This window comes from Erythrobacter sp. Alg231-14, assembly GCF_900149685.1.
GTDB lineage: Bacteria > Pseudomonadota > Alphaproteobacteria > Sphingomonadales > Sphingomonadaceae > Erythrobacter.
In genome coordinates this window covers 129,260-153,667 of sequence record NZ_LT702999.1, presented here as the reverse complement: position 1 = coordinate 153,667, position 24,408 = coordinate 129,260, and the positions used below count along the sequence as shown (strand labels likewise).

20 protein-coding genes and 1 tRNA gene are annotated in these 24,408 nt (G+C 56.9%); 11 read left to right on the top strand and 10 right to left on the bottom strand.

Annotation, left to right across the window (positions count from 1 at the left end; all coding sequences use genetic code 11):
• Positions 1-67: 67 nt before the first annotated feature.
• Genes galK through BQ8290_RS00745 form a run of 3 tightly spaced genes read right to left on the bottom strand, consistent with a single transcriptional unit; the run spans position 68 to position 4,377 of the window.
• On the bottom strand, positions 68-1,105 hold the full coding sequence (galK, locus tag BQ8290_RS00755) for a galactokinase (protein WP_337660874.1): 1,038 nt from the start codon (positions 1,103-1,105) through the stop codon (positions 68-70).
• Positions 1,095-2,177 (bottom strand): galactose-1-phosphate uridylyltransferase, encoded by a 1,083-nt coding sequence (locus BQ8290_RS00750; RefSeq protein ID WP_108786776.1) that lies wholly within the window; start codon positions 2,175-2,177, stop codon positions 1,095-1,097. The genes galK and BQ8290_RS00750 overlap by 11 nt, the downstream gene beginning before the upstream one ends.
• A gap of 4 nt (positions 2,178-2,181) precedes the next feature.
• Positions 2,182-4,377 (bottom strand): alpha-galactosidase, encoded by a 2,196-nt coding sequence (locus BQ8290_RS00745; RefSeq protein ID WP_108786774.1) that lies wholly within the window; start codon positions 4,375-4,377, stop codon positions 2,182-2,184.
• A 310-nt stretch (positions 4,378-4,687) separates the two neighbouring features.
• On the opposite strand from BQ8290_RS00745, the gene BQ8290_RS00740 reads away from it, so the two are divergent.
• Positions 4,688-6,151 (top strand): sodium:solute symporter family transporter, encoded by a 1,464-nt coding sequence (locus BQ8290_RS00740; RefSeq protein ID WP_108786772.1) that lies wholly within the window; start codon positions 4,688-4,690, stop codon positions 6,149-6,151.
• Between the two features lie 36 nt (positions 6,152-6,187).
• Here BQ8290_RS00740 and BQ8290_RS00735 read toward each other — a convergent pair whose 3' ends face one another.
• Positions 6,188-7,465: an oxidoreductase gene (locus tag BQ8290_RS00735; RefSeq protein ID WP_108786770.1), complete on the bottom strand. Its 1,278-nt coding sequence runs from the start codon at positions 7,463-7,465 to the stop codon at positions 6,188-6,190.
• Between the two features lie 247 nt (positions 7,466-7,712).
• A tRNA-Thr gene (locus BQ8290_RS00730) sits at positions 7,713-7,788 on the bottom strand.
• Positions 7,789-7,990: 202 nt separating this feature from the next.
• On the opposite strand from BQ8290_RS00730, the gene BQ8290_RS00725 reads away from it, so the two are divergent.
• Positions 7,991-8,404 (top strand): NINE protein, encoded by a 414-nt coding sequence (locus BQ8290_RS00725; protein WP_108786768.1) that lies wholly within the window; start codon positions 7,991-7,993, stop codon positions 8,402-8,404.
• A gap of 10 nt (positions 8,405-8,414) precedes the next feature.
• Here BQ8290_RS00725 and BQ8290_RS00720 read toward each other — a convergent pair whose 3' ends face one another.
• A complete protein-coding gene (locus BQ8290_RS00720; RefSeq protein ID WP_108786766.1) occupies positions 8,415-9,317 on the bottom strand; it encodes a hypothetical protein in 903 nt (300 codons plus the stop codon).
• The gene (locus BQ8290_RS00715) at positions 9,314-10,654 is read right to left on the bottom strand and encodes an AAA family ATPase (RefSeq protein ID WP_108786764.1); all 1,341 of its coding nucleotides are present in this window, start codon (positions 10,652-10,654) and stop codon (positions 9,314-9,316) included. Before BQ8290_RS00715 ends, BQ8290_RS00720 begins: the two co-directional genes overlap by 4 nt.
• A 147-nt stretch (positions 10,655-10,801) precedes the next feature.
• Here BQ8290_RS00715 and BQ8290_RS00710 point away from each other — a divergent pair, with 147 nt between their 5' ends.
• Both BQ8290_RS00710 and BQ8290_RS00705 read left to right on the top strand, forming a co-directional pair.
• Positions 10,802-11,461, top strand: coding sequence for a PadR family transcriptional regulator (locus BQ8290_RS00710; RefSeq protein ID WP_337660873.1), 660 nt, complete (start codon positions 10,802-10,804; stop codon positions 11,459-11,461).
• Positions 11,462-11,577: 116 nt separating this feature from the next.
• A complete protein-coding gene (locus BQ8290_RS00705; protein ID WP_108786762.1) occupies positions 11,578-12,018 on the top strand; it encodes a hypothetical protein in 441 nt (146 codons plus the stop codon).
• A gap of 106 nt (positions 12,019-12,124) precedes the next feature.
• On the opposite strand, the gene BQ8290_RS00700 is transcribed toward BQ8290_RS00705, so the two are convergent.
• Entirely contained in the window at positions 12,125-13,339 is a 1,215-nt protein-coding gene (locus BQ8290_RS00700; protein WP_108786760.1) for a glycosyltransferase, read from the bottom strand.
• Between the two features lie 163 nt (positions 13,340-13,502).
• Here BQ8290_RS00700 and BQ8290_RS00695 point away from each other — a divergent pair, with 163 nt between their 5' ends.
• From BQ8290_RS00695 to BQ8290_RS00665, 6 genes are all read left to right on the top strand, one after another.
• Entirely contained in the window at positions 13,503-14,669 is a 1,167-nt protein-coding gene (locus tag BQ8290_RS00695; protein WP_108786758.1) for a phosphoserine transaminase, read from the top strand.
• 133 nt (positions 14,670-14,802) lie between these two features.
• Entirely contained in the window at positions 14,803-16,398 is a 1,596-nt protein-coding gene (gene serA / locus BQ8290_RS00690) for a phosphoglycerate dehydrogenase (protein ID WP_108786756.1), read from the top strand.
• Positions 16,399-16,485: 87 nt separating this feature from the next.
• Positions 16,486-17,607, top strand: coding sequence for an ATP phosphoribosyltransferase regulatory subunit (locus BQ8290_RS00685; RefSeq protein ID WP_108786754.1), 1,122 nt, complete (start codon positions 16,486-16,488; stop codon positions 17,605-17,607).
• Between the two features lie 147 nt (positions 17,608-17,754).
• The gene (locus tag BQ8290_RS00680) at positions 17,755-19,854 is read left to right on the top strand and encodes a hypothetical protein (protein WP_108786752.1); all 2,100 of its coding nucleotides are present in this window, start codon (positions 17,755-17,757) and stop codon (positions 19,852-19,854) included.
• A gap of 355 nt (positions 19,855-20,209) precedes the next feature.
• Complete coding sequence (locus tag BQ8290_RS00670) at positions 20,210-21,499, top strand: adenylosuccinate synthase (RefSeq protein WP_108786748.1); 1,290 nt, start codon at positions 20,210-20,212, stop codon at positions 21,497-21,499.
• Between the two features lie 99 nt (positions 21,500-21,598).
• A complete protein-coding gene (locus BQ8290_RS00665; protein ID WP_108786746.1) occupies positions 21,599-22,213 on the top strand; it encodes a L,D-transpeptidase family protein in 615 nt (204 codons plus the stop codon).
• A 22-nt stretch (positions 22,214-22,235) separates the two neighbouring features.
• Here the strand turns inward: BQ8290_RS00665 and BQ8290_RS00660 are convergent, their stop codons facing one another.
• Both BQ8290_RS00660 and BQ8290_RS00655 read right to left on the bottom strand, forming a co-directional pair.
• A complete protein-coding gene (locus BQ8290_RS00660) occupies positions 22,236-22,610 on the bottom strand; it encodes a DUF6768 family protein (RefSeq protein ID WP_108786744.1) in 375 nt (124 codons plus the stop codon).
• A gap of 12 nt (positions 22,611-22,622) precedes the next feature.
• Positions 22,623-23,201 carry a sigma-70 family RNA polymerase sigma factor gene (locus BQ8290_RS00655; RefSeq protein WP_108786742.1) on the bottom strand — a complete coding sequence of 193 codons (579 nt, stop codon included), beginning with the start codon at positions 23,199-23,201 and terminating at the stop codon, positions 22,623-22,625.
• A 129-nt stretch (positions 23,202-23,330) separates the two neighbouring features.
• Between BQ8290_RS00655 and BQ8290_RS00650 the strand changes: the two genes are divergently transcribed.
• The gene (locus tag BQ8290_RS00650) at positions 23,331-24,395 is read left to right on the top strand and encodes a MarR family transcriptional regulator (RefSeq protein ID WP_108786740.1); all 1,065 of its coding nucleotides are present in this window, start codon (positions 23,331-23,333) and stop codon (positions 24,393-24,395) included.
• Positions 24,396-24,408 lie beyond the last annotated feature (13 nt).

Genomic DNA, 24,408 nt, shown 5'->3' with positions numbered 1-24,408 from the left:
TCACGAACACAAAAAGGGGGACGGTCATGCAAATGGCCGCCCCCCTTTTTCTATGTAGTCGTCGGGTTCAAACTGCGCCGATAAATCGGGCGCCCGTATGACGGCCCAACAATTGGTTCAGCCATGCATCGTGCCGATCCTTGGCAACAACGGCAACTATGCATCCGCCAAACCCGCCGCCGGTCAATCGCGCGCCATCTGCGCCCAATGCGACTGCATCGGCGACCAAGGCGTCAATCGCCGGTAGAGACATCTCAAAATCGTCGCGCATCGAAACGTGGCTTTGGTTCATGGCCGCGCCCAATGCCGCGATATCGCCCGACTTCAATGCATCTATTGCGTCCAAAACTCGACGATGTTCGGTCGCGCAATGCAATGCGCGTTTGCGAAACGGATCGGCCAAATCTGACGTGGCAATGTCATCCGGGTTCAACGCGCATAGGTCATCGGTTCCGAAATGCGCCTTTGCTGTGTCGCATTCCCCTTTCAACGCGCCATAACGCCCATCGGTCAATTTCCGCGTGAGGCCCGAATGCACCACGACAATGGCGTGATCTTTCGGCAGCGCGACAAGGCTGTGGTCTAGCGATGTCGTGTTGAGCGCCATGGCCGTTCCCGGAGTGGCTAAGGAAACCGCCATTTGATCCATGATCCCGCACGGCACCCCCATATATTCGTTCTCAACGCGCCGGGCCTCGACCGCGATTTGGGTGTTGGATATGTCTGATCCGTGGGACGCACGGGCTGCTTTTAAAATGGCCACGATCAAAGCGGCGGAGGAGGATAGGCCGGATCCTTGCGGTATGGTTGACCGGATGGCGATATCCGCACCGCCATCAATCAGTTTGAGGGCATGCGCGCGTTGGACTGCGCCCACCGCCGGATCCGACCAATGTTCCGATGCCGCTTGATCCAAACCGCGGTTTGCGACGGTATCGTATGCGTTGGCCGCCACAGTGATCGATCGATCATCGCGCGGCGTTAGATCAACCTCCAAACCGATGGATAGGGCCGCTGGTAAGACCATTCCGCCATTGTAATCAATGTGTTCGCCGATCAAATTGACCCGCCCTGGGGCGGAAGCATGCACCATTTTACCCGACATCGCGTAGCGCCTTAACCGCCGTTTCCGGCATCACGTCAACGGTGAACACACCGGTGTGTTGTTCCACCGAAGCAAGATATTTTACCCGCCCCGGCGCCCGCAAAAGCGGGTAAAATTGTACTGAGAAATGGTATCCCTTTGTTCCGGCATTGGGCGCTGCATGAAGCGCCATCATCGTCGCGGCGGGTTGTTGGAAGATCGCGTCGTATCGCCGCGTCACTTCACCCATCATCGCGGCGAGCCCTTCCAATTCCTCGTCGGTGCAGGCCCACGGTCCGGCTCTACAAGCGCGCGGCGCAACCCACACTTCGAATGGGAAACGCGCAAATCGTGGAACAAATGCGGCCACGCCGCCCGCTTCGGCCAATCCATAATCGGGCATCGCAGCGGTGATTTCAGCGGATAAGTCATAGCCAGCGGCAAATGCATCCACCGCCCGTTGCTGCACCAATGGAACCCGTTCAAATCCGTAAATCTGGCCATGGGGATGGTGCAGGGTGACGCCAACTTCATCGCCGCGATTTTCAAACGGCAGGACATACTGGCATCCGGCCGCGAACAAGGCCTCATATCGGTCGATCAATGCCGCAATCAGAACCTGTCTGCGATCCGCGCCGATCGAATGGAGGTTGCCTGATCCGGCCGGATCGTAAACCACCACATCGCAGGCGCCGCGCGCCGGTTCCGCGTTTATCCCGGCCAACGTCGCCGCTTGTGATGCGGATGGATGGAAAGCGGCAAATTTGTTTTCGAAAACCGCCAATTCAAAATCGGAAAACGGGATCTCAGTTTCCGGACCGCCGGGTACAGTAGGGGCCAGGGGATCATCGGCGGCGGACGGCTTGAATGTCCGGTTCTGCCGATGGGCGGCATAAACATTCCATTCGTTGCGCAGCGGATGATAGCGCAGCTCCCCCCCTTGGGCGAGATCATCGGCCGATTGCAGGGACGGTTCTAGAACATGGTGTTCCCGCCCATAAAGCCGGAGCATCCGACCATCGGCCTTTTCGAAATCGCGCCGGTGCACTGGGCGACCGCCGATTGAGCGGGCGAGCGGGATGGTTGCAGTCAAAGCTCTAGTCCTCGGATTTGAGATGATAGAACAGGCACGTGTCAGGGAAAATCAACGGGGGCACAACACCAAACTCCATCAATGTCGACCCAGAGAACACCGCGCCATCCCCCATCAAATCGACCGCATCAATGATGGACGGCGTGCTGATCGATGGATTGCGATCGGGCCAGACGATGCGGATGCGATATTGCATCGCCGGGTCCAGCCCCACGAAACGCAGCCGGCGTGGATGCGTTGCAACCTCGGTGTCCAATTTTGCGTAAGAGAACAGCGCCTCTTTGTGATCCGTCGATACACAACCCACGGCATTGGTTTCCGGCGTTGTGTCGAGCCGCCAAAACCGCCCGTGATGGATCAATGCCCGATGGTTTTTATAGAGCGCAATGCCGGCTTTCAACACGGCGAGGTCGGCGGGGTTTTCCTGACGTAAATCCAGCTCCATCCCCATGTGACCAAACACGGCCGTCGCCACGCGGAACGCCATAGTGAATCGCCGCCCAGTGATATGACACCGTTTGGGCCCCACATGGCTGCCCAAGACACGCAATGGGAAGAAGTGAGACGCACCGCGTTGGATCACTTGCCGTTGTCGCGCGTCGTTGTTGTCGGATGTCCATACGCGGTCAGTGTGGCGCAAGACGCCAAAATCGGCGCGCGCACCGCCCGAAGAACAACTTTCAATTTCAAGTTGAGGATGCGCGTCGCGCAACGCTCGCATCAATCGATACACCGCCTCTGTTTGGTGATGCATTGCCGCTCTTCCGCCGCTCAACACGCCATCGCTGGCGGGGTGATGGGTGTCGCGATTCATGTCCCATTTGATGTAATCGATCGCGTATTCGGTCACGCAATCGCCAATCGCACTGAACAAATAATCGAACACCGCGTCTTTCGTCAGATCGAGCGTCATTTGACCGCGAAACGGCACGGCATCGACGCCGCTCGCGTGCAAAACCCAATCGGGATGCGCGCGGTAAAGGTCGCTATCGGGATTGACCATTTCCGGTTCAAACCAAAGGCCAAATTCCATGCCCAATTCCCGCACCCGATTCACCAAGGGGTGCAATCCGTCGGGATAGACATCTTTCGACACGAACCAATCGCCCAACCCGGCGGCATCGTGGCGGCGCCCACCAAACCATCCATCGTCCAGCACGAACCGTTCCGCGCCCACTTTGGCGGCGTTTTCGGCCAATTCGATCAGGGTCGCCTCATCATGCAGGAAATAGACCGCTTCCCATGTGTTGTAATGGACCGGGCGAGGCTTGGTCTGACTGCGGGCGTCGATTGCGTTCACAGCGATGTGATCGTGAAACGCATGGGAAGCACCGTTAAAACCGTGGTTGGACCACGCGACGAGCATGTCGGGCGTGCGATAGGTTTCCTGCGCGGCCAATCGAACTTCGCCGGGGCAATTCAATGCGCCCAATTGAACGAAACCGCGTCCGTCATTGTGTCGATCCACCCGCATCCGGTGATTGCCGCTCCATGCAAGGTGGAATGCGGCGGCGGGGCCGGATGTTTGAGTGGTTTCTGGTGCAGCCAGGATCCCGCCGGGAAACACATCGTGGCTGGTACGGCCACGGGTGTTCTCGCGCAGGATGCTTCCTTGAAAGGCGGGGATTTCCTCAATGTGGAATTCGCCCGACCATCGCCCGGTGAAACTCAAAAAGCGACTGAGTTCAGGATTGAAGGGTAGACATAGAGCGGCGCACCAATCGATTTCGAAGATTGCATCGCTGAGGTTTTCGATCTGAGTGTTCGCCGTCAAAATGCCGGTGGCCGGATCGATGGTGAATGTGTGGGTGGCGGCCAATCTCAATCGGGCGTCTTCGCAGTGAATGATGATGCGATTGCTGTCGTGTGTTTCGACATTGGCGACGCGCAGATACACTTCCCAATCGCGGCCATCGCGGTGCCCGGTGAAACCCGCCGGACCCGACATACCGCCGCCCAATTCATTCATAATCGACGCAGGAACTGGAACAGATGCGCTGCCGGGTGCATGTTGGCTGCTGGAGAGCAGGGTCAGATCCGAAGCGGTGGCCCCGGCGATATCCGGTCCGGCATAAACGATAATCGGTCGGTGCGATGGGGTCGCTTCGATCGCCAGAAATGTCCCGGCGGCGCGCAATTCGTAGTATGCAGCGCTCGCTGCGTTCTCGCCGGCTGGGGTGTTGTCGCTCGAATGGTTCATCGGGTTCAAACCGTCCTATCACTTGCTCATATTTCTCAAACCGGCGCCGCCATACCCGCCATTATCGAACATCGCCCGCTTAATCACGCGAAACGGCCTCAATTGTTTCGGACAATTTGTCTGACTCAATCGCTCGACTACCTGTGCGCATCCGTAACCAGCCCCAAGGTTCGGCGTCATTTCTGGACCATTTCTCGGCATGCGCCCTTGCCGAGAGGTGGCGAAGTTGAAAGAGAGGGGTGAGCGTCAAGCGCGTCAACGATGCGTTTATAAGAATGCGCAAAACAATCCGGGTGAGGGAACACCAATAATGAGCATTATTCAGGTCGCAGTATTCCTGACCATCACTGCAATGATTGCCTTTGCCACTTATATGCATTGCCGGGGCAAGGGCGCCGCGCGGGGCAGCGGCGCGGGGGATGAGAAAGACTACTTTCTCGCCAATGGCGGGCTGGCTTGGTATTTCGTCGCTGGCTCTATCACCTTGACCAATCTGTCGACCGATCAACTGGTCAGCATGAACGGCAATCAAATGCTGCTGGTCGCGTGGTGGGAATTTGCAGCGGTGGTGGGCTTGTTTATCTTAGCCTTTGTTTTTCTTCCGGTTTATTACAAAAACAACTGCACCACTACGACGGAACTGCTTCAGAAAAAATACGGCGACAAACATATTCGCGCGTTGATCAGCTTGCTGTTTTTGGCTGGCAATCTGTTTATTTTCCTGCCCGCGATCCTTTATGGCGGATCGAAGTTTTTCCTGTCGATGTTGGGTATGGATGAGGGGCTACAGAACTTGCTGCTCTTCTCTGTCATCCTTGCCGTTATCGGCGCGGCTTACGCGATTTTCGGCGGCCTGCGGGCTGTGGCGGTCTCGGACACCTATTCGGGGGTTCTTATCCTAAGCCTCGCCTTGGTGGTGGTGTTCCTTGCCTTACGGGCCGTCAATTTCGACCTTAGCGGCATTCCAGCCGAGCGCCTCACATTGGTGGGTGACAACGATTCCGACATTCCGTGGCACACATTGTTGACCGGCATGATCTTTATCCAAACGTTCTATTGGTCCACCAATCAGACGATCACACAGCGCGCGATGGCCTCTCCCACCGTGAAAGAGGCACAAAAAGGCGTCATGGCGGCGGCGGGCATCCGTTTGTTGATCGTGCCGCTTATCGTGGTGGTGCCGGGGATCGTATCGTACAAATTGTTCGGCGATGTCCCGCAAGACGGCGCCTATGGCCGGATCGTGGCCGAAGTGCTGCCGATGTGGCTTTCGGGCGCATTTGCCGCGGCCCTGTTTGCGGCGGTTCTGACGACGTTCAATTCGATCCTCAACGCGTCGGCCGCGCTTTATGTGTGCGACATGCACGAAGCGTATGTGGGTAAGACAAAGAGTGTGGGGCGGCTGGGCGCAATCGTGTCGGTTGTGATGAGCGTGCTGGCGCTGGCGCTGGTGCCGTTTTTCGCCAGTCAGGAAAGCCTGATCAACACGGTTCAGCAGCTCTACGGATTGCTATCCATGCCGATCCTGTCGGCGTTTATCGTTGGGCTGGCGTTTCGCAATGTGAAAGCCGCCGCATCAATGGTCGGCGTGGTCGCTGGGGTCGGTTTCTACGCTTTTTGGAGTATGGTTTGGGAGCCCGCGCATTACATTCACGGAATGGCGGTCACACTGATTCTATCCGTGGCGGTGTCGTTGATCGTCAACCGTTTGGTGTTTGGCCAAACGGCAACATTGGCGATCGGAGATGATCCGGCTGTTGAACAACCTGCCTAGAAAGTCTGCTTTTGCAGGGCGCGCGTCCCCGGTCGATTAACCCCTCTGCCGCTGGATATCCTTGGTGCGCGCGTCGACTGTGCGGAACGCTTTGAATGGCGGCACGCTTTCATCGACTGTACCGTCATGGCCCAACGTCCAAAGCTGTTCGTAAAACCAATAAATGCCGGCAAAGCCATTGATCGCTTTGACCGTCTGAAAGCGCTTTAGAAAGCTCAACCAACCGGGGATCACGTCAAGATTGTCCTCATAACGCGGCAGATCATCGCGGCCTTCAATCAATTGCTTGGGCGCATCGGTGATCAGGCACATCGGACGGCCAATGCCGATCACATCGGCGGCCCCTTGATCCAATGCCTGTTCCATCGCAGCTCGGCTGCGAAATCCACCCGTGACCATCAACGGCACGTTGACATGGGCCTGCATCGCCTGAGCGAAATCGACGAAATACGCCTCTCGCGCGGCGGTGGAAGGGGCAACATTCTGCGCTTCTTCGGCTTCCATCCCTTCGACGCCCATCAATTTGGGTTGTTCATATGTGCCGCCGGAAATTTCGATCAAATCAACCGTATCTTCCTCCAGCCATTTGACCACCTTCAGGCTGTCTTCAAAATCAAAGCCGCCTTTTTGGAAATCGGCGCTGTTGAGTTTGACGGAGATCGGGAAAGTCGGGCCAACGGCAGCGCGCACGGCGGCGACGATTTCGCGTAGGAACCGGGCGCGGTTTTCAAGACTGCCGCCATATTCATCGGTGCGCAGGTTCACGCGTGGGGATAGGAATTGAGATATCAGATAGCCATGGGCCCCATGCACCTGAACGCCGGTGAACCCTGCATCCTGCAACGCCTTTGATGCCATGGCCCAACGCGCAACGAGATCGGTAATCTCATCAGTGGTCAGTGGGGTTGGCTTTGCAAACTGGCCACCGGGCAGGGCGAGGGTCACGTTGGAAGACGATTTGGGCGCGGGGTTGACCAATTTTTGTGTCTGGCGTCCCCCATGGCTGATCTGCGCCCAGAGATGGTTGCCGCCGCGCGTCCCCGCTTTGGCCCAGCTTTTCAGCCGTGCGGCCATATCTGCATCGGGTTCCCGATCAATGATGACATTGCCGGGCCGCTCCAAATGATCCTTGTCGACGATCACATTGCCGGTTAGCAGCATGCCTGATCCACCATCGGACCAAAGACCGTAGAGCCGCTCCAACGCTGGTGTGGGCCGGCCATCGGGTGTGGCCAATCCTTCGGTCATCGCCGCCTTGGCAATACGGTTTGGCATGACCGCGCCGCATGGCAGGGTAAGGGGTGTGGCTAGCATCGGCTCTCTCCAGAACAGTTGTATTTTGCAACTGGACTAGCGGCGTCTCGAGCAAATCTCAAGTGTGGGCGGCTTCGCTGCCGGTTTGGAACGACACAGGATGGGCACGTCGGATCATGCTTGGCGCACGTTACGCGCTTGCTGGGCGAAGGACGATAACTGATTTTGGTTTTGGGGTCATCCCGTCGCTTACGCTTGGGGTTATTGACAGAAAGCCATCCGCTGGATGGATTTCTCAAATCAAAAATGGTGCCGGCTGCACGATTCGAACGCGCGGCCTGATGATTACAAATCAACTGCTCTACCAACTGAGCTAAGCCGGCCCATTTTTGCCTGCGTTTTCGCAAGCGAAATGCCCGCTAGCCGCAAAGGGTACCGCTTGTCCAGACCAGTTTTGCATCGCCCACCATGTAGTTCGACATATTGGCTTTGGCTTTTTGTCGATTGCAGTTGCGTTTCGCGCCATTGAGGCTTGAATTTGGAGTGTTCTAAGATACATCTTCGACCAGATTCAAGGGATGGGTAATGGACGACGACATACACAAACAGATGGTTTTTGAACGGAATCGGAAGTCGAAAGGCGTCGCCTATCTCTTCTGGTTGTTCACAGGCTGGTTTGGAGGACATCGATTTTATGCAGGCAAAACAAAGTCGGCCGCTGCTCAACTCATCCTAACGCTGACGGGCATCGGGTTCATTGTGACGCTGTTCTGGTGGTTGGCAGACAGTATTTTGATCCCCGGCATGGTCAACGAACGCAATTTGGAAACTTTGGAAATGATTCGTGGGCCTGTTCGCGGCCCAGAAGGCGTACGCATGCAGGATCAAGAACCGCGTCCCGCGACCCCTCAACTTGATCACAAACGCGAAGCTATGCTCAACGAATTGCGCAGCACGGGTTACAAGAAAGAACGCCGCGATCCTACGAATCTGTATTAATTGCGGGCGGTCACATCGCGCCGAATGTCCAACCTTCGGTCCATGCGATTTCTGCGGTTAAAAAACGCGGGCTCCACCGTTTCTCATCTGGTGCCGCTTTGCGCATCCAGGCCGCCGTTAACAAAGCGTCGGAAGAATGATCATCGATTTCGCCATATTCGCGCACGGGCGGGCTGCCCAACGCCTCCAACGCGACGTTCAAATCGGCATAGGTCAACATTTTGGTGCGTGACCCACTCATGGCGGCGGCCTCTTTTGAAGCTAGCCCTGTGTAGATTTCAACCAGCATAGAGCCACCTTGGACCGCGCGCCGATCGGGCACTGGATCCATCGGCCACACCGCCAAATCTCCGCGCAATTGATGCAGCATGCGCATGCCGGTCAAAGACGATTTGCCGACTTGCGCCGCGCCGACAAGGTTGAAATTGCTCACCGGACGGCACTTCTGACGCCGCTGTGCGATTTCGGCTTCGCGAAAGCGGCCTTCTTTCGTGATGGCATCAGGCAATAGGAAGCAATCGCCTTCGTCATCCTTGCCATGCCGGAAATATCGCGATGCGAAGGGGTGCGAAACAAAGCTCTGCGCGCCCAAATGCGGATCGTCGGCGCAGATTTCATCGATCATGGCCCACAACTTCTTGGCGTGGGTGGGGCTGGCGTCCCAACCGGGAAAGAACGCCCCGCAATCGTTGAACGGTAACGAGATGCCCAAATCCGCGCCGACCAATGTGTTCGCCGGTAAATCGTCGCGCAACAAACCCATCACTTCGGTGCGCGACCATCCGCCCGATGGCGCTTGAACCAGAACCGGTGGCCCGCCTTCGGCTTCGGCAATGGCGAGCGCGATGCCCTTGTGCCGCTCACCGCGAGCACCGGACCAATCAATGGCAAGGAAATGATCGAATTTTCTCACGCTTCCCGTTCCGTCCTAAGCTTATCCCAATAAGCGATACGTTCGCGCACTTTGCGTTCAAAGCCGCGCTCCACCGGTTCGTAAAACGTCATCGGTGCCATGCCATCGGGCCAGTAATTGTCGCCGGAAAACCCAGTATCGGTGTTGTGATCATAAGCGTAACCGTCGCCATAACCGATGTCTTTCATCAATTGTGTCGGCGCGTTCAGTATGTTGGCGGGCGGCATCAAGCTGCCGGTCTCACGAGCGGCTTTAAACGACGCTTTCTGTGCTGCATATGCGGCGTTGGATTTGGGGGCGGTGGCGAGATAAAGGCAGGCCTGAACGATGGCCAATTCGCCTTCGGGACTGCCTAAGAATTCATAGGCGTCTTTGGCCGCCAAACATTGGGTTAAAGCGTTCGGATCGGCCAATCCGATGTCTTCGGATGCAAACCGCACCAACCGCCGAAGGACATAAAGCGGCTCTTCGCCCGCGGTCAGCATCCGTGCCATATAATACAAGGCCGCCTGAGGATCGGACCCGCGCAGAGATTTGTGCAGCGCGCTGATCAAATTGTAGTGGCCGTCGCGATCCTTGTCGTAGACCGCAACGCGTCTTTGCAAAAATGCGCCCAAAGCCGCCGGATCCAACGGTTCGGTGAGGGCCGCGTTGTACAATGTTTCCGCCTGACCCAAGGCAAAGCGACCATCGCCATCCGCGCTCGCGATCAAGGCGGAGCGTGCATCAGCCGTAAGAGGCAGAGGCCCTTTCAACGTTTCGGCGCGGGTCAACAACGCGTTCAACGCGTCTGCATTCAACCGTTCAAGGATTAAGACCTGCGCTCGGCTCAACAACGCAGCGTTGAGGGCAAAGCTAGGATTTTCGGTCGTCGCGCCGACCAATGTGACCGTGCCTCGTTCGACGAACGGCAAAAAGCCGTCTTGTTGGGCGCGGTTGAACCGGTGGATCTCATCCACGAACAAAAGTGTCTTTTGCCCGGCTTTGGCCATCTTGTCGGCTTCGGCGAAGGCTTTTTTGAGATCGGCAACGCCTGAGAAAACCGCGCTGATAGAAACAAATCGCATGCCGACGCTGTTGGCGAGCAATCGGGCGATGCTGGTTTTACCCGTGCCCGGCGGCCCCCAAAGGATAATGCTGGCCAACTTCCCCGCTGCAACCATGCGGCCGATCGCGCCTGTTGGACCGGTCAAATGCTCTTGCCCGATCACTTCGCCAAGGTTCTTTGGCCGCAATTGATCGGCCAACGGGCGATCCGCCATCGCCTCGTCGCCAAACCGGTCATCCGCCGCGCCCGAAGTGTGATCCGGGGCATCATCTCCAAACAAATCTGCCATTCGTCCGATGGAATAGGCGACTGGTCAGAAAATACCATTCGGCACTTGTGGATTCGTTTTTAAGATATATCTTTGATCTATCGAAGATATGAAAAGAGTATCTTCAAAGGGACTGATCGATGGAACAAAGATCACAGGAGACAAGCAATGACTTGGCAGAAACACCGCAGATATTCCCGCCGTTCGGCCAACAATTGGGCCGGGGGCTGGGACAAAATGGGCCCAATGATCGCAATGATGGCGTCATCCGCCAATTGGGGATCGGATTGGAGCGACGATATGCACGGCGGCTTTGGTGGATCGCGCGGCGGCCCCGGCGGTGGATCGGCGGGCGGACGCAAACGCAGAGGCCGTATGTTTGGCGCCGGTGAATTGCGGCTCGCCCTGTTGGCGTTGATCGCGGAAGAGGAGCGCCACGGTTATGAATTGATCAAAGCGATCGAAGAAATGACCGGCGGTGACTACGCACCCAGCCCCGGAGCGGTGTATCCGACGCTGCAATTGTTGGCCGACGAAGGAAAGATCGCAGAGGCCAAATCGAAGGACGCGAAGAAGCCCTTCAAAGCAACCGATGAGGGCACGGCCGAACTCGAAGAACGCAAAGACGAAGTGGATGCGTTGATGGGCCGTTTGGGTAAACACGGCGAACGCGCAGAAAAGGTGAAATCGCCGGACCTGTTTCGCGCCATGGGCAACCTTGCCACGGTCCTTAAAAACCGCGCCCGCAGTGGGAAGCTTGACAAAAACGCCATGGATGAAATCGTCGACATTATTGATGAAGTCGCCAAGCGGATTGAGCGTTTGTAAGGAAGCCAAAGGATGTTCCAGATAAGGGGCGGGGCATGCTTCGACTTGCCCCGCTTCCGATGTTCTGACAGGTTCCCCCTATTCGGACGGGTCGCGCCGTATCGGGGACGGACACAATGAACACAATTCTGGGTCAATCAAAAACGCCGTGGCACCTATGGGTGGTCGGTATTGTATCGCTGCTTTGGAATCTGGGCGGTGTCGTAAGTTACACCCTCACAGAGCTGGGCCAACTCGGGGATATGGGCTTTTCTCCCGAAGAGCTGGAATATTTCTACAGCTTCCCAACATGGGCCGTCGCCGTATGGGCGTTGGGGGTGTGGGGATGCTTTTTCGGATCGGCGGCGTTGTTGTTGCGCAGCAAATGGGCCGTTTGGTTGTTTGGTATTTCGATTGTCGGATTAGTCGGGACGACAGCGTATCAACGCATCGCCAGCACGCTGCCTGAATCCATGCAAACGACCGGGCAAGACCTGTTCGCGGCGTTGATTTGGATCATCACAATTGGCCTGTTTTTTTATGCCAGTCGGATGAAACGCGCAGGCGTCCTATCCTAAGGGCTTTGAACGGACCTGATCGGGCCTAGGCCAGTCGTGACCGGCCTAGGCCCGATCGGGGTCCCTTCATCACATTGCCAACAATGCGCGTTTTACGGTCGGCGTATCAGCCGGATACAGCCACAGCGCTTTCCGCTTCTTGCAACGCGCGCCGGTCGTTGATGAGCCGGACATACATGTCCGCCACGACCTGATTGATCGCTTCCCAACTGTATTCATGGCTGCGTTCTTCGCCTGCGTGACCGTGGGCCATGCGCAATGCCGGATCAGTGCAGTACGGCGCGATCGCCTCTGCCAATCCCTCGCTATCGGGGGCAGCGTTCGCGCCTTTGCCCGAAAGTGGGATGAGCCGGCCGGTGACGCCATCATTGACCAAGCTGGATGCGCCGGTTGCGCCCGCCGCCACCACAGGTAGGCCGCATGCCATCGCTTCCAATGTCACGTTCCCGAAAGTCTCTGTGACCGATGGATTGAAGAATATGTCACCGCTGGCCAAGGCTTGACCCAGATCCGCGCCGGTTTTGAAGCCGGCGAAAATGCCGCCGGGCAACGCATCTTCGAACCATCCGCGCGCCGGTCCATCGCCGATGACCAGGACTTTGTGCGGCACTTGGCGTTTGCGCAATTGGACGATGGTTTCGGCAAATACATCGAGGCCTTTTTCCATCACCAGCCGTCCTAAGAACACGATCGCCACATCGTCATCTGCAAGGCCGAGCGACCGGCGCCATTCCAAATCGCGTCGTTCGCTAGAGAAAACCGTGCGATCAACGCCGCGTGTCCAAAGGCCGATATCGTCGTGCATATCCATGGCCAACAATTCGTCGATCATGCTTTGCGACGGCGCGACCAAGGCGTCGCAACGATTGTAAAAACGCCGCAAAAGCCGGACCACCAAAGGCTCCAGAAATGCGAGCTTGTAGTAGCGCGGGTAGGTTTCAAACCTTGTATGAACCGAAGATAGAACCGGGATGTCGTGGTCTTGGGCCCATCTAAGGGCGGCGTGACCGGATGGATCAGGCGACGACAAATGGACGATGTTGGGTTTGAATCTCTCCAAATCCCGCCGCACCTTTGCGCCCAGATGGGTTGGCATGCGGTATTCTCCGCGCCCCTTTACCGGCATGCGCACATTGGGCACGCCGATCAGATCGCCGGTCGGCGGAAAATCGGGTTCGTTGGTGGTGGGGGAATAGACGCGCACAGCGGCGCCTTTACCCAAAAGTGAGCCGACCAAGCGATTCAACGCCTGATTCGCCCCATCTCGGGTGTAATTGTAATTGCCACTAAACAGGGCGATGCGAAGGTCGGATGTTTCCATTGCCCCTGCTTTTAGGCGAGCGCGCCCGAGAATGCGAGTGATGGATTGCGGCAATGGGATAAGAATTCACGCTCGTTCATTGACTTGTCATCTGCCGGGACTAGAGACGCTCCCGGGCCACGCGGTCCCAACGCCGCGCGAGCTCTCTGTAAGGAGAGAATACATGACTGAACTACCCGCTGTACCGGCGCTCAAACCTGCGCGTCCGCAATTTTCATCCGGCCCGACTGTAAAGTTCCCCGGATGGTCTCTTGAAAAATTACAAACCGATTCGCTCGGTCGTTCGCACCGTTCGGCGCTGGCAAAAGGTCGCCTGAAATATGCGATTGACCTAACGCGCGAATTGCTTGGTGTTCCCGACGACTATCTGGTCGGCATCATGCCTGCATCGGACACCGGCGCTCTCGAAGCGGCGATGTGGACCATGCTCGATCCCGCGCGCCCGGCAACGGTTGCCGCATGGGAAAGCTTTGGCAATGTCTGGATCCAAGACGCGGTGAAGCAGCTTAAGCTGCCCAACTTGACGACATTGTCCGCCGATTATGGTGAAATCCCTGATCTTGCCTCCATCCCACAAGACAATGACGTGGTGTTCACATGGAACGGCACGACATCGGGCGCGATGATCCCCAACACCGATTGGTTAGAGCCAGGCCGCGAAGGGATCACGATCAACGACGCGACCAGCGCCATTTTCGCAATGGAAATGGATTGGGCAAAGCTCGATGCAACCACGTTTAGCTGGCAGAAAGTGATGGGCTCAGAAGCGCAACACGGCATGCTGATCCTGTCACCCAAGGCGGTGGAACGGATCGAAAGCTACAATCCGTCTTGGCCTCTGCCAAAGCTGTTCCGAATCAAAAAAGGCGACAAGATCAACAAAGGCATTTTCGAAGGCGCAACCATCAACACGCCATCGTTGCTCGCCACCGAAGATTACATCGCTGCCTTGGAATGGGCGAAATCGATCGGCGGGCGCCAGGCCATGTTCGATCGCGCAACCGCCAATGCGAACATCGTCAAGGATTGGATCGAATCCACCCCGTGGCTGCGCAATATGGTTGCCGACCCGGCGCAGCGCACGAACACCGGCGTGTGCATGATGTTCCAAGGCGAATGGTACGATAGCCTTTCCGCCGATGAACAGGCCGCAGTGCCCAAGAAAATCGTCAAGATGCTCGAAGAACGGCATGTTGGATACGATTTCAACGGCTATCGCGATGCCCCGCCATCGTTGCGCATTTGGTGCGGCGGCACTCTAGAGCAAGAGGATATCAAGCGCCTCTTGCCTTGGATTGAGTGGGCCTACGAAACCGTCAAGAACGGCTAATTAACGGCGCGGCCCGGAACGCATTGCGTGACCCATTTCGGGGTCCGGGCCGCCGCTTTTCAACGAAAATTATCCAGCCCATCCGCGCTATGATCTATGATCGGCGCGCCCGGCTGATCCGAAGGAATTTACGATGAGCAATTCTCCCATCAAACCACGGGTTCTGATTTCTGATAAGATGGACCCCAACGCTGCTCGCATTTTTGAAGAACGCGGTTGCGACGTCGATGTCATCACCGGCGAAAACGCCGAAGAACTGACCGCGCGCATTGGCGAATATCATGGGCTTGCGATCCGCAGCTCGACCACGGTTACTCCTGCTATCCTTGATGCGGCGACCAATCTGAAAGTGATTGGCCGCGCCGGGATCGGCGTGGACAATGTCGATATCCCCTATGCCAGCGGCAAAGGTGTGGTCGTGATGAACACGCCATTTGGCAATTCGATCACCACGGCCGAACATGCAATCGCCATGACCATGGCCGTTGCGCGGATGATCCCTGCTGCGAACGCCCGCACGCAGAACGGCGAATGGCCCAAGAAAGACTTTATGGGCGTCGAAGTCACCGGGAAGACCGTTGGCTTGATCGGAGCAGGCAATATCGGCTCTATCTTTGCCAGCCGCGCCCAAGGGTTGAAAATGAAAGTGATCGCTTACGATCCTTTCTTGACCGAAGATCGCGCCGTTGAAATGGGCGTTGAAAAAGTCGACCTCGACACGCTTTTGAGCCGTGCTGATTTCGTATCGCTTCACACGCCGTTGACGGATGAAACTCGCAATATTTTGAGCCGCGAACGGTTGGAAAATGCGAAACCCGGCATTCGCATCGTCAATTGCGCACGCGGCGGTTTGATTGATGAAGCGGCGTTGAAAGACTGCCTTGAAAGCGGTCAGGTTGCTGGTGCGGCATTGGATGTGTTTGCCCAAGAACCGGCCAAGGAAAACCCATTGTTCGGCGCACCAAACTTTATCTGCACTCCGCATCTTGGCGCATCGACCACCGAAGCTCAGGTCAATGTCGCATTGCAAGTGGCCGAACAAATGGCCGATTATCTGGTCAATGGCGGCGTGACCAACGCGCTCAACATGCCATCGCTTTCCGCAGAAGAAGCGCCCAAGCTTAAGCCTTACATGGCGCTTGCCGAAAAACTCGGGAGCCTTGTCGGTCAACTTGCGCATGGCAATTTGACCAAGATCAGCATCGAACGCGAAGGCGCCGCATCGGAATTGAACGGCAAACCGATTACAGGTGCCGTGCTGGCCGGATTTATGCGCCGGTATTCCGACACGGTGAACATGGTCAACGCGCCGTATCTGGCGAAAGAGCGCGGCCTAGAGGTGAGCGAAATCCGCCAAACACGCGAAGGCGCGTACAACACATTGATCCGCGTGTCGGTTGAAACGGATCAAGGCACCCGTTCGGTTGCGGGCACATTGTTCGGCAAAGACGCGCCGCGTCTGGTCGAAATTTTTGGCATCGGTATCGAAGCCGATCTGGCCGGACACATGTTGTATGTCGTGAACGATGACAAACCCGGCTTTATCGGCCGCATCGGTACATTGTTGGGCAGTCAGAACATCAATATTGGCACGTTCAACCTTGGCCGCCGCGACGCAGGCGGCGAAGCGGTGTTGTTGTTGTCGCTTGATGACGCCCCCAGCAGCGATCTGGTCGCAGAGGCCGAGGGTCTTGACGGCGTAAAAATGGTCAAAGCGCTCTCTTTCTAAGGAGCAACCCGTTCAACCGCCGACGAACGCGATTTGGGCGCGTCGGCGGTTGTAGCGGCGATCATTGTATTCTAGCGCGCACCAGACATGACAAAACCCTCTGATCTCCTGCCTGAAGGTCTCGAAGACCGCCTTCCCGCCTCTGCTGCGCGCATCACCAACACGATGCGCGCCTGCCTCGATGTGCTGGATGGGCATGGATACGACCGTGTGCGTCCGCCCGTGCTGGAATTTGAACAATCGTTGGAGAGCCGGATGACTCCGGCGGGCGGCGGTGTCAGCACCCGGAAAATGTTCCGCTTTGTCGATCCGATCAGCTTGCGAACACTCGCGCTGCGTTCGGACATCACACCGCAGGTCGGACGGATCGCCGCGACCAGCATGAAAGACGCGCTGCGCCCTCTTCGCCTGGCCTATTGTGGTGACACTGTGCTTATCAAAGCGAGCCAGCTTGACCCGGCGCGCGAGCGTTTGCAATTGGGCGGCGAATTGATTGGCGCGGACACAGTTGCCGCGGCCAGCGAAATTGTGATGCTGGCGATCAACGCGCTGAAGGCTGCGGGGCTAAAAGGGATCTCGGTCGACTTCACATTGCCCGACCTGCTCGACACTTTGGCCGCCGAAGACACGTCGATGGATGCCGACACCGTCGAAGCGATCCGCAAAGAGCTCGACACCAAGGACGCTGGCGGATTGAAAGCTGTCGGCGGTGAGGCTTATCTCCCGCTGCTGTATGCAACCGGTCCGTTCCCGGACGCGCTTGGCAAATTGCGCGAATTGGATGCAGGAGGCGCCTTGGCAACCCGACTTGACGGGTTGGAAGCGATCGCGGCAAGCGTCGGCGATGCGGCGAGGATCACGCTTGACCCGACCGAGCGCTATGGCTTTGAATATCAAAGCTGGTTTGGCTTTACGATCTACGCAGAAGGGCTGCGTGGCGCGGCCGGTCGCGGTGGAACGTACCGGATCGGCGGCAGCGATGAGGCGGCAACCGGCTTTACCCTCTACATCGACCGGGTTGCTGAGGTGTCTCACATTGAACAGCTGCCACGCTGGAGCATTTATCTGTCGTTTGGACATGATCCAGAAACCGCGAAAACCGCGCGGGGGCAGGGGCACCGGGTCATTGCGCAACTTTCCGATGATGAGGACCCGCGCGCAATGGGATGCACCCACATTATGAGCGCAGGCGACATCAAACCGTTCTAAATCCGCGATTCAGCAAAGGAAGCGGGCCGCGGCGAATGTGCGTTATCCAATCGCCTAACGCGATAATCGTCATCAAGCTGTTATTCACGATCAAAAGCATATAGCTTCCAACAGCGATCTGTTTTTGATCATCTATTGGGGGCTTTCATGAACCGTAACCATGCATCACTTTTGGCCTGCGCCGGGTATTCACTTGCTGGAATACTCGCGATTTCATCTACGGGTGCGCGGGCCAATGTTGATGAATATTCGGTCGGGCCGAGCTCTTCGGTGGAGATCAATCTTGAATTGTGTTCGTCCGAGACACAGCTGGCGGTGCAGGGGGATGGGGGAACCGATCTCGATTTCATCGTGTCAAATCCTTCGGGCGCTTCGGTTCATTCCGACCAAGGGATAGACGATTACCTCAGCGTCGTCGTGGAAAAGAGCGGCAGCGGATGCGGCACGTTCAACCTGTCGGTGACCAATTTGGGTGATGAAACCAACGCCTTCCAAGTTGTGCTTGAACCCATCTCCGAAGGATCCACCCGTGTCGCGAAATACGCGCTTGGCGGGAATCAAAGCGAAACGGTCGAATTCAACGCATGTGGGACCTCAGCCGAATTGAATGTTCGCGGTGGTGGCAACACTGACCTCGATTTTGTCGTTCGCAATTCTGATGGCGCGGTCGTGCACGAAAACGACGATCTTACCGACGTCACAACGGCAACCTTGGCCGGATTGCTGTCCGATTGCGAAACGTTTGAAATGGACGTCAGCAACCTTGGCGACGAGTTCAACGCATTTTTGGTCATTGTTGAGCCGGACGGCGTGAGTGAAATCGCCTTTGACGGCACAGCACCCACCAGCAGCCTTGCATCGGGTCTATCAGGTGCGTCCAGCGTGGCAGAAGGCGAAGGTGCGGGCGAGTACCGGGCCGAGGCCAATTCGGCTCTGACCATCAATCTGCCGATTTGCGGCGCTAACCGCGTCGAAGTGCGCGGCGATGGCGACACCGATCTCGACTTTTCCATCACCGACCTATCGGGTCGGACGGTTCACAACGATCTGGATCTGTCCGATGTGACCTACGCGACGCTCGCACCTTCGTTGGAGGAATGCGAGAATTTCGAAATGGTGGTGACCAATCTGGGTGAGGTGTACAACGACTTCTCCGTTGCCATCACCAGTGTTGATGATTTGGGCGGTGTCTCGGGTCCGGGCGAATATCGGGTCAACCAAATGGGCGCGACAAAGGTGTTGTTGCGGACGTGCTCGGTCACGACGGTCTATGCACGCGGCGATGGTGACACCGATTTGGATTTCACCATCAGCGACAGCGAAGGCGAACAGGTCCATTCCGATTTTGATCTGACCGATCAAACCGAATTCGAAGTCGATCCGGGTAATGAATGCGCCGATTATCAAATGAGCGTCAGCAATCTGGGCGATGTTTTCAACGTCTTGACGGTGTCGTTCGACACGCCGCCCGACATTCCAGAGGCGACTGAACCGACAACATCGAACAGCCCCATTGCGATTGATGCCGCCAGATCTTCGTCCAACACCGTCGTTGGCGAAGGTGCCGGCGAATACACTGCGCCGGCCAACGACACGGTTTTGGTCAATTTGCCCGTTTGTGAAACAACGTTTCTATCGGTCGAAGGGGACGGCGACACCGATTTGGATTACTTGATCCGGTCCGAAAGCGGCGACGTTGTTCATTCCGATTATGACCTGACCGATGTGACATACACCACATTATCGCCCAGCGGCGATGCGTGCGAGACATTCTCTATGTCGGTTGAGAATTTGGGCGGCGTCTTCAACGTCTTTCAAGTTGGATATGGGGGTGCAGCATCCCCCAATTCTACAGCGGCAAACTCGGTTGCTGCGGCGGCAGAGGCTGCTGCCGCGGCAGTAGAAGCCGTCGCCGAATCGTCTGGCAATGATGAAGCCACTGCGGTCGCGGTGGATGTGCCTGACGACACGATCAGCACGGATGGGTACAATCGCAACATTGCGATCCTAAACCGAACGGGCGAAGCGTTGAACTTCATCTATTGGTCCAATTCCGCGACCTACGATTGGGGCGATGACAAATTGGGCGACACGTCGGTTTTGGCCGCGGGGCAACAGTGGAATGTCCATGCGGGCGATTCATCCAGCGCCTGCCTGTTTGACTTCCGCGCTGTGACCGAAAGCGGTCGCGACATTTCGTTTACACGCATCGACGTGTGCAGCGTGACCAGCGTGAAATTTGAGTAACACTGAGCGCGAGCGGGTTTAGAGACAAACCAGAGTTAGGGACTCGCTGCGCCGCCGGGGATGTATCTCGGCGGATGGGTTGGGGGCCGATGCCGGGCGCCGATCTTGATGCGATCATTCCTGTTAAAATCGCACGATTGGCTCTGCGGTCGCAGGGTTGGTGCAAGAATCTCGCTATTATAATGGTTTGGCCGTATTTTTTTACGGGTGGATCACCGCTTTCGGTGGTCAAAATGACGCGCATCCTGCATCCATACACGGGCGAGACGACCGGGCGCTTGCCCTAGGACGCGCGAGGGCCTAGGCCCGCGCCGTTTGTGCAATCCAAACCGCATCAGAATGGAACGATAAGACCATGGCGAACGTCACCGTAATTGGCGCCCAGTGGGGCGATGAAGGCAAAGGCAAGATCGTCGATTGGCTGGCCAGCCGCGCCGATGTTGTTGTCCGGTTTCAGGGCGGACACAATGCGGGCCATACGCTCGTCATTGATGGCAATGTGTACAAATTGAGCCTTCTGCCATCGGGCATTGTGTCTGGCACTATGAGCGTCATTGGCAACGGCGTTGTGTTGGACCCATGGGCCTTGCGCGATGAAGTCGCCAAATTGGAAGGGCAAGGGGTCGCGATCAGCGATGACAATCTTGCCGTGGCCGACAATTGCCCTTTGATCTTGCCGTTGCATCGCGATCTGGACGGGCTGCGCGAAACGGCGGCGGGCAAAGGTAAAATCGGTACGACAGGGCGAGGCATTGGCCCTGCATACGAAGACAAAGTGGGCCGCCGCGCAATCCGCGTCTGCGATCTTGCGCACTTGGATGCGTTGGAACCGCAATTGGACCGTTTGTGCGCGCATCACGATGCGTTGCGCGCCGGTTTTGACCAACCGCCGGTGGATCGCGAAGCGTTGTTGGCCGAGCTGCGCGAAATCGCGCCCTTTGTGCTCCGCTTTGCGCAGCCTGTTTGGAAACGGCTCAAGAAGATCCGTAAAGCGGGCGCCAAAATTCTATTCGAAGGGGCTCAGGGCGTCTTGCTGGATGTGGATCACGGAACCTATCCTTTCGTCACCAGCTCCAACGTGGTCAGCGGTACGGCATCATCGGGTTCCGGCCTTGGTCCCAACGCCACCGGTTTCGTCTTGGGCATTGTAAAAGCGTACACGACCCGCGTCGGCAGCGGACCATTCCCGACCGAATTGGAAGATGAAGTCGGCCAAACGCTTGGTGAAAAAGGTCATGAATTTGGCGTGGTGACTGGCCGCAAACGCCGTGTGGGTTGGTTTGATGCGGTCATCGTGCGGCAAACCTGTTCGGTTTCCGGCGTGACGGGGATTGCGCTCACAAAGATCGACGTCCTCGACGGGTTTGAGACTGTGAAAATCTGCACTGGATACCGCTTGAACGGGAATGTGTTGGATTACCTGCCAAGCCATTCCGCAGACCAGGCCAACGTCGAACCGATCTACGAAGAGATGGAAGGGTGGAGCGAAAGCACCGCCGGCGCGCGTTCATTCGCTGATCTGCCTGCCAATGCGATTAAGTACATTCAACGCATTCAAGAGTTGATCGAATGCCCCGTATCACTGGTTTCCACCAGCCCAGAGCGGGATGACACGATCCTGATGCGGGACCCTTTCGAAGATTAAGGGTTTCGCGCCGAACCAGTCCAGACCTGGGACACAGGGTAAGGCAGGCGAGGGACACAATTGCGAGCCATCGCAAGGCGGCGTAAAAGGCTCTCTGAGATGAGAGTGATCGTCGCCCTGTTTGCATTTTTGATGCTGGCATCCTGTGCCGGGTCCACCAACTTGTCCGGCGATGCACCCAATAATGGGCGCGTTATGACGTCACCTTTTGCGACATCCTTGCCCCCGGTGGTTCAGGGCGGAGTGCAAGGACGCTACGCCAGCCGCGCCGTGCCGCGCGATACGTTGGGCCAACCGCTGGTCGCCGACTATTTGGTCATCGATAAATCGGAACGCTTGTTGATCGCGTATCAAGGCGGTCGTCCAATTCGCGCCTATCGTGGATTGCAATTTGGCGACGCACCGGCGGGCCACAAACGGTTTCAAGGTGATGAGCGAACGCCAGAGGGCGTCTATACAATCGACACTCGCAATCCGCGCAGCTCGTTCCATTTGTCGCTGCGCATATCCTATCCCAATCGACAAGATCGCGCCTTTGCCGAATATTACGGACGTTCGCCCGGCGGGGATATTTTCATCCACGGCCAACCCACCGGTCGCTCCGGCCGGATGCGGGGCGATTGGACCGATGGGTGTGTGGCGCTCACCAACGCTCAGATAGAAGAGTTGTGGCAGATCGTGCCCGACGGAACGCCGATTGAAATCCGGCCGTGACTGCGCCCGCCGGTGCGCCGCTTTATTTGTCTTTTTCAGACAACAGCGCGACCTGAACCTGAAGGTGTTTTACTTCGCGTAGGATCGTGAGCATGTTCATGCGTGCAAACATCCATTCCTTGATGAAGCCCTGCACGATCAAGACCGCCAAAGCGGCAATCGCCCATAATGTGTGTTCCATCGGATCGCGGGTGTGAGCCACCTGCCATATTGTGAAGAGCAACAATCCGCCCAACACGACCGCGAACGCAAAGACCAGCTTTGCCCAACCGCCAAGCGGCCCTTTCCAGCTGTCACCGAGTTGACGGAACAATCCGCGGTCGGCCTCCAGTGTTTCAAGGAATTCGCGGTCATCCGCGTTCAACGCTTGCGCGATGGCGTCATCGGTCTTGGTCATCAAAATTCTCCTTTAGAAATTATCGGTTAGGGCCGCTTTCAACGCGCGGCGAGCATGGAATAGACGGCTTTTGGCGGTGCCTTCGGGGATGGATTGGATCATCGCGATCTCCTTCAACGTGACCCCTTCGACATAGTGCAAATGCGCGGCCAAACGTTGATCGGGTGGCAGTTTGGCAAAAGCTTGCGCGATGGCCGCGCTTTCGGATTGAGCCGGCGGAGAGAGCGGCGCGGTATCAGCAACGTCAATGTCTCCATCGTGGTCTTGGATCGCCGCGCGTTCCTTGATGGTCGTGCGCAGATGATCGGCCCCACGCCGGTGCAAAACGGAAAAGGCGTAACTGCGAAAGCGCGCGGGATTGCGCAAATTCGGCAGGCCCTTCCAAATTCCGATCCAACTGTCCTGAACCAAATCGGCGGCGGCATCGATATCGCCGCAATATCGCCGTGCTGCCCGCAAAAGGCGGGTGTTCCAACGGTGATGCAATCGGTCCAAGGCCCTGCGATCGCCGCGTTGGATCATGACGACAAGCAATTCGTCGAACAATTCGCCCGTGTGATTGGCGTGGTAAGAAGGTCTGCGATCTGCCATCACTTACGTAGTCGTGCAAAGCGCAGCAAAAGTTCAATTCACGCGGTGGAAAAGGCATATTTTCTTCGATAATCTTGACTTGATCCTTTTTTGTTCTACTCTCGTTCTACTTTCATAGGGGGCGATTCCATGACTCAACTTGATTATCAGACCAATGATTTTTCGTATGATGCCGTCGAAGAGGACCCTCAGGATGCGTCTGATCACGACATTGCATTGGCCGCCAGTGTCGCGATCTTTGCCGATCGACATTCTATGCGGGCCGAAATTGGCGATGATTTGTCCGGTGCCGGTTTCCGCACCGTCGATGGCGGCCCCGTTTCCAACTTGATCGAAGGGCCCGTGACGCAATTGGGCGATGTTGTGATGGTTGATTGTCCAATGATGGACGCAACAACCTTGGCTGCTTTGGTCCGGCTTGATCTGCGCGCGGCGCAATCGGGTGCGCAATTGATCGTATCGACGTCGATTGATGCGTTGGACGATGTGTTTGCTGCGTTGGACCAATCCGATCCCCAAATCCTGGTCCAGCCCAGCCGCGCCGAGCGCGTTCTGGCGGCCGGACGGGTCTTAGCCAATGTTTCCAATTCACGCGTGCGTGAAATGACCGAGAATGATCGGCTCAATTTGTTGCACCTGTCGCGTCAGGTCGAGGCGATTGCGCAAAAACTGGAAGGTTTGTCGGGTCACCCGGCCGGTGCTGAGGCGATGCAAGCATCCTTACGTGCCCATGCGAAAGACGGGGTCAGCAATGCCGCTATGTTCGGGATGGGCGGAGGATTGGCCGACGCTGGAACAGGGACAGTGGAAAGCGAGGCCGCGCGGTTCAATTCGGCGCGCCCTCCATTGCCCGATCCGCGTCTCGTGCGTCAGGTGATCGCCGGGCGTCAGGCGCGAGCCAAGTTTTTCGACGCGGAAATGTTTGCCGATCCAGCGTGGGATATGCTGCTTGATCTGACGGCGGCGCATGCCGAACACAGCCGTGTTTCGGTCACTTCGCTGTGTATTGCGGCGGCGGTTCCCGCGACCACGGCGCTGCGATGGATCAAACAATTGGTTGAAACTGGCGTGTTTGAACGGGTTGCCGATTCTTCGGACCGTCGGCGTGCTTTTATCGGATTGAGCGAGAATTCTGCCGACGCGATGTCGCGCTATTTCTTTGAAGTGGAAACCCCCGCCGCGCGCGCCGCGTGATTGTGTGCGGCTG